Source organism: Planctomycetota bacterium, from assembly GCA_038746835.1.
Taxonomy (GTDB): Bacteria; Planctomycetota; Phycisphaerae; order Tepidisphaerales; family Tepidisphaeraceae; genus JBCDKH01.
Genome location: JBCDKH010000159.1, coordinates 1 through 8,673, shown reverse-complemented (window position 1 = coordinate 8,673; position 8,673 = coordinate 1). Strand labels below are relative to the sequence as shown.

The 8,673-nt window shown below is 66.4% G+C and carries 8 protein-coding genes and 1 tRNA gene; 8 read left to right on the top strand and 1 reads right to left on the bottom strand.

All coding sequences use genetic code 11. From position 1 onward, the window contains the following. Positions 1–161 precede the first annotated feature (161 nt). Both AAGI46_13430 and AAGI46_13425 read left to right on the top strand, forming a co-directional pair. Positions 162–1,193: a GDP-mannose 4,6-dehydratase gene (locus tag AAGI46_13430; GenBank protein ID MEM1013206.1), complete on the top strand. Its 1,032-nt coding sequence runs from the start codon at positions 162–164 to the stop codon at positions 1,191–1,193. Next, the gene (locus tag AAGI46_13425; GenBank protein ID MEM1013205.1) at positions 1,190–1,726 is read left to right on the top strand and encodes a shikimate kinase; all 537 of its coding nucleotides are present in this window, start codon (positions 1,190–1,192) and stop codon (positions 1,724–1,726) included. The genes AAGI46_13430 and AAGI46_13425 overlap by 4 nt, the downstream gene beginning before the upstream one ends. Here AAGI46_13425 and AAGI46_13420 read toward each other — a convergent pair. Next, positions 1,727–1,808 (bottom strand) — tRNA-Leu (locus AAGI46_13420). Between the two features lie 73 nt (positions 1,809–1,881). On the opposite strand from AAGI46_13420, the gene AAGI46_13415 reads away from it, so the two are divergent. From AAGI46_13415 to AAGI46_13390, 6 genes are all read left to right on the top strand, one after another. Then, positions 1,882–2,568: a phosphatidylserine decarboxylase gene (locus AAGI46_13415; protein MEM1013204.1), complete on the top strand. Its 687-nt coding sequence runs from the start codon at positions 1,882–1,884 to the stop codon at positions 2,566–2,568. A gap of 9 nt (positions 2,569–2,577) precedes the next feature. Then, positions 2,578–3,495: a CDP-alcohol phosphatidyltransferase family protein gene (locus tag AAGI46_13410; GenBank protein MEM1013203.1), complete on the top strand. Its 918-nt coding sequence runs from the start codon at positions 2,578–2,580 to the stop codon at positions 3,493–3,495. Between the two features lie 64 nt (positions 3,496–3,559). After that, positions 3,560–5,173 (top strand): glutamate--tRNA ligase, encoded by a 1,614-nt coding sequence (gene gltX / locus AAGI46_13405; GenBank protein ID MEM1013202.1) that lies wholly within the window; start codon positions 3,560–3,562, stop codon positions 5,171–5,173. 85 nt (positions 5,174–5,258) lie between these two features. Beyond that, positions 5,259–7,226, top strand: a complete 1,968-nt coding sequence (locus AAGI46_13400) for a SpoIIE family protein phosphatase (protein ID MEM1013201.1) — start codon at positions 5,259–5,261, stop codon at positions 7,224–7,226. A 51-nt stretch (positions 7,227–7,277) separates the two neighbouring features. Next, positions 7,278–7,643: an STAS domain-containing protein gene (locus tag AAGI46_13395; protein ID MEM1013200.1), complete on the top strand. Its 366-nt coding sequence runs from the start codon at positions 7,278–7,280 to the stop codon at positions 7,641–7,643. Positions 7,644–7,681: 38 nt separating this feature from the next. After that, positions 7,682–8,673, top strand: a 992-nt coding sequence (locus AAGI46_13390; protein MEM1013199.1) for a hypothetical protein, incomplete at its 3' end; no start/stop codon positions are given.

Sequence of the window (8,673 nt, the reverse complement as noted above, 5' to 3'; positions counted from 1 at the left end):
TTGCAGTGTTCCGGGCCAACCACTGCAAGGATGCAGTGGCACCAGCTTGGTTCAGCCGGAGACTCTGTTTGTCGTTCGTTGCGGTGTCCCTTGAAAGATGGCCGTTCGTGGGGGACGATGACGGGGTGACGCAACAGACACGAGAAGACGGAGCTTCGATCGTGCGGAAGGGCCAGCTGCCGCCGGGGTCGACGGTGCTGGTGACCGGGGCGGCGGGGTTCATCGGGAGCCATGCGGCTGAGCGGCTGCTCGCGGAAGGGCACCGCGTCGTGGGGGTCGACAACTTTTGCGACTTCTACGACCGGGCGTGGAAGGAGACGAACCTCAAGACCGTCTCGGACAAGTTCCGCGAGCGGATCGACGTCGAGGAGATCGACATCGAGCACGGGCCGGACATCGATCGGCTGGTGCGGACGGTCAAGCCCGACGCGATCCTGCACCTGGCGGCGATGGCGGGGGTTCGGCCGAGCATCGAAAGGCCGGCGTACTACGCGCGGGTGAACGTGGTGGGGACGACGCACCTGCTCGAAGCCGCCCGGCAGCACGGCGTGGGGCGGTTCGCGTTTGCCAGCTCGTCGAGCGTGTACGGCAACCTGAAGCGCGTGCCGTTCCGCGAAGAGGACAACGTCGCCCAGCCGGTGAGCCCGTACGCGGCGACGAAGCGGGCGGGCGAGCTGATCTGCTACACGTTCCACCACCTGTACCAGCTGCCGATCGCGTGCCTGCGGTTTTTCACGGTCTACGGGCCCCGGCAGCGGCCGGACCTGGCGATCCACAAGTTCACGCGGCTGATCGATCGCGGCGAGCCGGTGCCGTTCTTCGGCGACGGGTCGACCAGCCGGGACTACACGTTCGTCGACGACACGGTGAGCGGCATCGTCGCGAGCCTGCACCACATTCCGAAGTACGGGTACCGCGTCTACAACCTGGGCAACTCGTCGCCGACGTCGCTGACGGAGCTGGTCGAAGGCCTCGAACGAGCGGTCGGCAAGAAGGCTGTGCTGGACAAGCAGCCGAGGCAGCCGGGCGACGTCGATCGGACGTTTGCGGATGTCAGTCTGGCGCGGGACGAGCTGGGGTATGAGCCGTCGGTGTCGCTGGACGAGGGGCTGAGCCGGTTCGTCGCGTGGTACCGCGAGTTCGGCGAGCTGTACCGCCTGCCGGGCGCCGAAGCGATGGCGAGTGCGTCGTGAGTTCCTTGGGACTGGATAAGCCGAATCTCGCGCTGGTGGGCATGCCCGGCTGTGGCAAGACCACCGTCGGGCGTCTCTTGGCCGAGCGGCTTGGCTGGTCGTTTTTCGACCTCGACCACGAGATCGAACGCCAGGCCGGGATGACGCTGCAGGCGATCAACGAGGCGGAGGGTTTCGCGGGACTGCGAAAGCGCGAGGAAGCCTTGGCCGTCGGGCTCGATTGTGAGGGGCGTGTGATCGCAACGGGTGGGAGCATCGTCTACTCGACGCCCGCGATGTGCCGGCTGACGGAGATCGCGTCGATCGTCTACCTCGAGGGCGACGTCGAAGAGCTGGCCGAGCGTGCGGGCGACCTCGTGCGTCGCGGCGTGATCATCCGGCCGGGCATGACCTACGCGGACCTGCACGCCGAGCGATCGCCGTTGTACGAGGCGTACGCGGACATCGCTGTCGGCTGTACGAACACCTCGCCCCGCGCGACGGCCGAGGCGGTCGTCGCAGTGTTGCGTGGTGCGATGGAGCAAGAGCCGTAGTGCCCACAGCAGGACTCGAACCTGCACGTCCGAAGACACTGCCACCTGAAGACAGCGCGTCTGCCAATTCCGCCATGTGGGCGACGGCCGCCGGGGTGTCGGCGGACGGGCACGATACGCCTGCACGACGCCGCGTCAACGCGTAGCCTCGCACGATGCTCGTTACGCGACACGGATTGTGGGAAATCGTCATCGGCACACTCGTCCTCGCAGGCATCGCAGCGTTGCTAGCGTGGCTCGGCGTCTGGTGGCTCGGGCTGCTGCTGACCGTGCCGGTCTTCGTCTGGCTGATCGCGTTTTTTCGGGACCCCGAGCGGCCTTTGCCGGCAGTGGAGGCGGGGACGACCAGCTACGTGTCGCCCGCCGACGGCAAGGTGAGCGACGTGACGGAGCTCGCGACGTGTCCCGTCCTGAAGGAGCCGGCGATCCGCGTCGGCATTTTTCTCAGCGTCTTCAACGTCCACGTCAATCGCAGCCCGTGCGACGGCACCGTGCGCGACGTGACGTACAAGAAGGGCAAGTTCATCAACGCCCTCGACCACAACCACGCCAGCGAGCACAACGAGAGCAACACGATCGTTCTTGAGGATGCCGGCACACCCGTGGCGGTCGTCAAGCAGATCGTCGGCCTGATCGCCAGACGCATCGTCAGCACCAAACAAGTCGGCGACCGCGTCGAGCGCGGGGATCGCATCGGCATGATCAAGTTCGGCAGCCGGACGGAGCTGACGATTCCCAGGCGACTCGCGCCGGACATCCGCGTCGAGCCAGGGCAAAAGGTCCGTGGCGGGGCGGATGTGTTGGCGGTGGTGCGGCACACAACGGACGGCACCGATAGCTAGGCTGCACACTTGAGCGGTTCGATGAACAACCTGCCCGGCATTGACGTCCGCCGGTCCTCGCGCGAGCGTGAACGCCGACGTCGCCGGGTGAAGCGCGGCGGTCGTCGCGCGTACATCCGCAGCGTGCAGATGCTGCCGTCGCTGGCCACGCTGGGCAATGCGCTGTGCGGCTTCGGCGCGATCTACGTCGTCACGCTCGGCGAGGTGCAGAGCGACCCGATCGCCAGCGCGCTGTTCGACAATCGGTTCATCATCGCTGTCTACCTGATCGGGCTGGCGATGGTCTGCGACGCACTGGATGGTCGGCTGGCGCGGTTCGCGCGGCACACGACGGACTTCGGCGGACAGCTCGACAGCCTGGCCGACGCGATCAGCTTTGGTGCAGCACCGGCGGTCATCGCGCTGCAGACGTTCAAGTTTGAAGGCGTCGAAGTGCCGCTGGTGGTCGGCCGGCTCGTCTGGGCGGTCGGCGGGCTCTACGTCGCCTGTGCGCTGGTACGGCTGGCACGGTTCAACGTCTCCAACGAGCACGGCGAGGAGAACCACCGCAGCTTCCTCGGCCTGCCGTCACCCGGAGCCGCCGGCGTCGTGCTCGGTCTGGTTCTTATGCAGCAGGACCTCATGATCGAGGCCCAGGACGAGACGAACCTGCTTCCGACGAGCGTGCTGTCGGGTCTCGGCATCGCGGCGACGATCCTGATCCCGCCGGTGCTCGCGGCGAGCGCGCTGCTGATGGTGTCGAACGTCCGCTACCCGCACTTCGTGAATCGGCTCGCCCGCGGCAGCAAGGGGATCGGCCGGCTGGTGACGATCGTCGCCGTGCTTCTTGCGCTGGTGGTCGCGCATCGCTACACGCTGGGCCTCGTCGGGATCGTGTTTCTATTGACGGGGCCGATCAGTCATCTTCGGGCGCGGTGGGTCAAGTAGAGCGGGCCCGGGCCCACCTTTGCAAACCACGATGGTGGGCCCGGGCCCACCCTACAAGTAGGGCATGCCTGACGTCGTCACCCGTTTCGCCCCGTCACCGACCGGCTACCTGCACGTCGGCGGAGCGAGGACCGCACTCTTCAACTGGCTGCTCGCCCGTCACCACGGCGGGCGGTATCTGCTACGGATCGAAGACACCGACCAGGCCCGCTCGACGGAGGCGGCCGTAGACGGCGTGCTGCGCGACCTGACCTGGCTCGGCCTCGACTGGGACAACGCCGACGACCCGATGTTTCAGTCGAAGCGGACGGACGTCTACAACGGCCTGTTCGACGACCTGATCGCCCGCGACCTGGCGTACGAGGCGTGGGAGAGCCGCGAGGAACTCGACAACCAGCGCAAGCAGGCCCAGGCGGCGAAGCGGCCGTACATGTACCGCCGGCCGAGCTACACGGACGAGCAGATCGCGAAGTTCAAGGACGAGGGGCGTCAGCCGGTGCTGCGGTTCAAGATGGATGCGGGCCGCGACTACTTCTTCGACGACCAGGTGCTCGGCCCGAAGCAGGGCTTGCCGGGGAACCAGGCGCAGGACTTCGTTATCCGCAAGGCCGACGGCATGCCGACGTACCACTTCGCGGTCGTGGTTGACGACAACGCGATGGGCATCACGCACGTCCTGCGAGGCCAGGAGCACCTGCTCAACACGTGTCAGCACATCGCCCTGATGGACGCCCTCGGCTACGACCGTCCGGCCTTCGCCCATCTACCCGTCATTCTCAAGACGGACGGCTCAAAGATGGGCAAGCGCGACCGCGACAAGCTCATCAAAGAGGCGTTCAAGCAAAACCCCGACGCCGCGGCGCAAGCCGCGGATTCCGGCTTCGATCGACAGAAACTCGATGACTGGCTCGGCTCCAAAACCGCCCAACTCGACCCCTCCGACCACCTCGTCCTCCTCCCCCACGTCGGGCTCACCGAAGCCGACCTCCCGCAGATCAGCGTCGATGACTTCCGCCGCCTCGGCTATTTGCCCGAGGTCCTCAACAACTTCATGGCACTGCTCGGCTGGAGCACCGGCGACGATCGCGAGCGCCTCAGCATGGACGAGCTCGTCAAGGAGTTCAGCCTCGACCGCGTCGGCAAGGCCAACGCGAAGTTCGACTACAAGAAGCTGACCAACTTCAACACCGAAGCCGTCGCCGAGGCCGGTGAAGACCGACTGCTGGCCGGCCTGAAGGACTACGTCGAGGCGAATCCGAACAACCACCTCGAAGGCGTTTCAGACGACGACTTGCTGCGGCTGCTGCGGATGTGTGAGGGTTTCCACGTCTTTGCCGAGGTCGACGTCAAGACTCGCCTGTTCCGCGACGCACCGACCGGGTACGACGACAAGGCGGTCGAAAAGCACCTGAAGAAGGGCGATCCGTCGGGTCTGGAACACCTCACAGCCCTGCGGCAGACGCTGGCCGATCTGGACGACTGGTCCGTCGCGTCGCTCGAATCCACGATCAAGCAGCTGTGCGAGGAACGCGGTGCCGGCCTCGGCAAGGTGGCGCAGCCGGCGCGTGTCGCGATCGCCGGCGGGCCAGTGAGTCCGCCGATTTTCGACACGCTGAGCTTCCTCGGCAGGGACGAGACGCTGGCGAGGATCGACCGCTGTCTCGCGACTGTCGGCTGATCGGGTACAACAGGGGGCGATCGTGTCGTCACAGGACGTCCAACCTCTAGGCCGGAGCGGATGGTCTCTGCGTGTGCTTGGCCCGATGCTGATCGCCGGGCCGGTGCTCGTGGCGGTGCTGACGATGGCGGTCCTCGCGTGGGTGCAGGGTGAGCGGAGTGCCGAGTCGGTCGCCCGCGAGGTCGCCGACCGGGCCGCTGAGCTGATTTCCGTCCGCCTCGACGGCTTGGCGACGCTGCCTGGACAGGTCAACGACGTCACAACCACCCTCGTCCGAACCGGGCAGCTCGACGTGGACGATCTCGCCTCTTGGCGGTCCGTGTTGCGGGCGCAGGTGCTTGCCTTCGACGATCTCGGCTACATCACGTTCGGCACGAGCGACGGCCGGGCGGTGTGGGTCATCCGCTACCCGGACGGCGACGGAGCCGGCGGCGGGCCGGAGTACCTGGAGTTCGCGCTCAAGCACGATCCCGACGCACCGTCCATCTTGGAAACGCGCCTCGACGCCGACGGTAATCTCACCGACGAGACGCGTCAGAGCTTCGACACGTACGACCCACGCGAGCGTCCTTGGTACACCGCGGCCATCGAGCGCGAAGGGCCCGGCTTCAGCGAACTCTTCAGCTGGCAGGCCGAGGGTGGGCAGTCGGTTCTGGGCCTGGGCTACGGCGAACCGGTCACCGGCGACGATGGCGCACTCATCGGCGTGATCGATGCGGGCCTCTCGCTCGGCGATGTCTCGCGGTTTCTCCGCAGCCTCGACCTCGGACAAGGCGTCGCGTTCGTGGTCGATGTCGAGGGCAACCTCGTCGGCACCGGTGGCGAGGATCGCGTCGTCACCGCCGACGGCACGCAACTCGCCGCTGCCGACGCCCAGGACCCACGCGTTCGCGCCGTGGCGGCGGTGCTTTCGGACGGCTTTGCGTACACCAGCGTCGATGTTCCGAGTCTTGGCCGATCGCGCGTCGAGATCGTGCCGTTCGATGGCGGACTCGATTTGCCGTGGCGGATCGTGACAGTCCTGCCGGACGCCGACTTTCTTGGCGGCGTGACGGCGGCGCGGCGATTCACGCTGCTCGCCGGACTGCTCCTCGTCGCGTTCGCGCTCCTCGGCGGACTCCTCCTCGGGCGCCGAGCGGTTCGGCCGATCCTCGACATCGAGCAACAGGTCGGTCGCATCGGCGGCGGTGATCTCGACACGCCGGTCTCGGGCCGTGGCGCTCGCGAGTTGGTCACGCTCGGCAGTTCGCTCGACACGATGCGGCAGAACCTCATCGACGGCCTGCGGCTGCGGCAGGGCATCGAGGTCGCGATGGAAGTCCAGCAAAACCTCCTTCCCAGCGATCCGCCCGAAGTCCCGGGCCTCGATGTCGCCGGCAAGAGCGTCTACTGCGACGAGACTGGCGGCGACTATTTCGACTTCATCGAAACCGTCCACAATCCAAAGACCGGTAAGGAAGACCTCGTCGTCGCGCTCGGTGACGTCATGGGCCACGGCATCGCGGCGGCGTTGCTAATGACGACGGCTCGTGCGGCACTGCGAAGCCGCTCGCGCATCTCGGGCTCGACCGGCGATCTGCTCACGCACGTCAACGACTTGCTCGTTCCCGACACGGGTGGGACCAAGTTCATGACGATGGCGCTCGTCGTGCTCGACCCGGTGACGCGAACGCTTCGCCGGGCCAGCGCGGGCCACGACTCGCCGCTGCTTTATGACCCGGAGGCCGACACCTTCACCGAGCCCGAGGGCGGCTCCTTTCCGCTGGGCGTCGTCGACGGCACGGAGTACGACGAGCACGAGGAAGGGCCGCTCGCGCCCGGCACGATCATCCTCCTCGGCACCGACGGCATTTGGGAAGCGGCCGACTCGAGCGGCGTCCAGTGGGGCAAGGAACCGCTCCACGACATCATCCGACAACACGCTCAGTCGTCCGCGGACGAGATCGCGACTGCAATTCACGACGCGGTCGAAGCCTTCACCGGTGGCAAGCAGGAAGACGACATCACCCTCGTCGTCGCCAAACTGACCGACATCGACCCACCCACCGCTTAGCCGCGAGCGCCAGCGAGCCACCACGCACACCCCAAGCCCCTAGCGTCCCCCGTGCCCGACGCACCCCTCAGCGACGATTTCGCAGAAGCCGAGCCTCACGGCGACTGGATCGTCCTTCGCCCGCTCGAGCCGGCGATGATGGACCAGTCGAAGATCGACACCCTCTCGGAGCGAGTCGCAGCCCTCGTAAAAGCCTCTCGCGCTCGCATCATCCTCGACCTCGCGAAGGTCGAGTACATCAGCTCCAGCATGGTCGGAGCGTTGCTCTCTGCCCGAAAATCGACCAAGAAGAAGGGCGGCGAGACGGTCCTGTGCGGCCTGAACCCACGGCTCGAGCAGCTGCTCAAGCTCGTCAAGCTCGACAAGATGTTCCGCATCGAGCCTGATGCCGAATCAGCACTTGCCAAAGCGGGCTGAGTTCTTGCATCTACGGGGGTCCGGGCGAGAATGTGCGGATGCGTTTGCTGCTCCCGGGGATCGTGCTCGCGTCGTCGGGCGTTGCGTCGGGCTTCGACTTCTCGGTCCGCTCGGCCGCGGTGGATCAGCCGCGGATCAACTTCGCCGTCGCCCGCGCCGCCACGCCGAATACGCCGCTGACGGGCAACGACATCTTCGGCGGTGAGACGATCTTCGCTCAGGGCTTCTTCGACACCGGTGCCAGCGGCGTCGTCGTCAGCGAGAACATCGCCAACGAGCTCGGCATCCAACGCCAGACCGTCAACGGCGAAACAGTCGTGTTCGGCGATGCCTCACCCAGCGGCATCGTTCCGTTCAACGTCGGCGAGCCGCTGCAGCTTCGAATCGGCGACAACTGGGGTGCCGTCGACGGCGGGCTCACCGGCGATCCGCAACGCGTTGCCGACCTGTCGAATCCGGCCAACTTCACCACGCTCTACGACGAGTCCTTCGGCCCGATTCGTCCGCAGATCGGACCGATCGGTGCAGGCGGTAATCCGATCACAGGCGACCTGAACGTCATCGGCATGCCCGCGATGCAGAACAAGGTTGTCGTCATGGACGCCAGGCCGACGAACAACTTCGCGACACTGCTGGACGACGACGACTCGAATGACAACTTCGACGTTCAGATGCGGACGTTCGTCTACGACCCGGGCACGCCTTTCAACGGCCAGGCGTCGACGTTCGCCCCCGGCATCCCGACGCCCGACGTGACCGTCGCCCTCAGCTACGGCGACTTCAGCCGCTTCACCACGCTCGAACCGTCTCAGGCGGCCGGGGCGATTCCTGCGACGCTGAACGACAACCCGTTCCTCGGCCCAAGCCCCGTCAGCGGACCCGGCGACACGACGCCGGCCGTCCAGATGTGCCACAACGGCCTCAAGGGTGAGGGCTCATTCCTTCTGGATACCGGTGCAGCGACCAGCTTCATCAGCACCGATCTCGCCAGTCAGGTCGGCGTCAGCTACGACCCGGCCAACCCGCTCGG

Bases quoted from the DNA above. Each gene is read 5' to 3' on its own strand.
- gltX (MEM1013202.1), top strand. From the start codon at position 3,560: ATGCCTGACGTCGTCACCCGTTTCGCCCCGTCACCGACCGGCTACCTG.
- AAGI46_13400 (MEM1013201.1), top strand. From the start codon at position 5,259: ATGCTGATCGCCGGGCCGGTGCTCGTGGCGGTGCTGACGATGGCGGTC.
- AAGI46_13415 (MEM1013204.1), top strand. From the start codon at position 1,882: ATGCTCGTTACGCGACACGGATTGTGGGAAATCGTCATCGGCACACTC.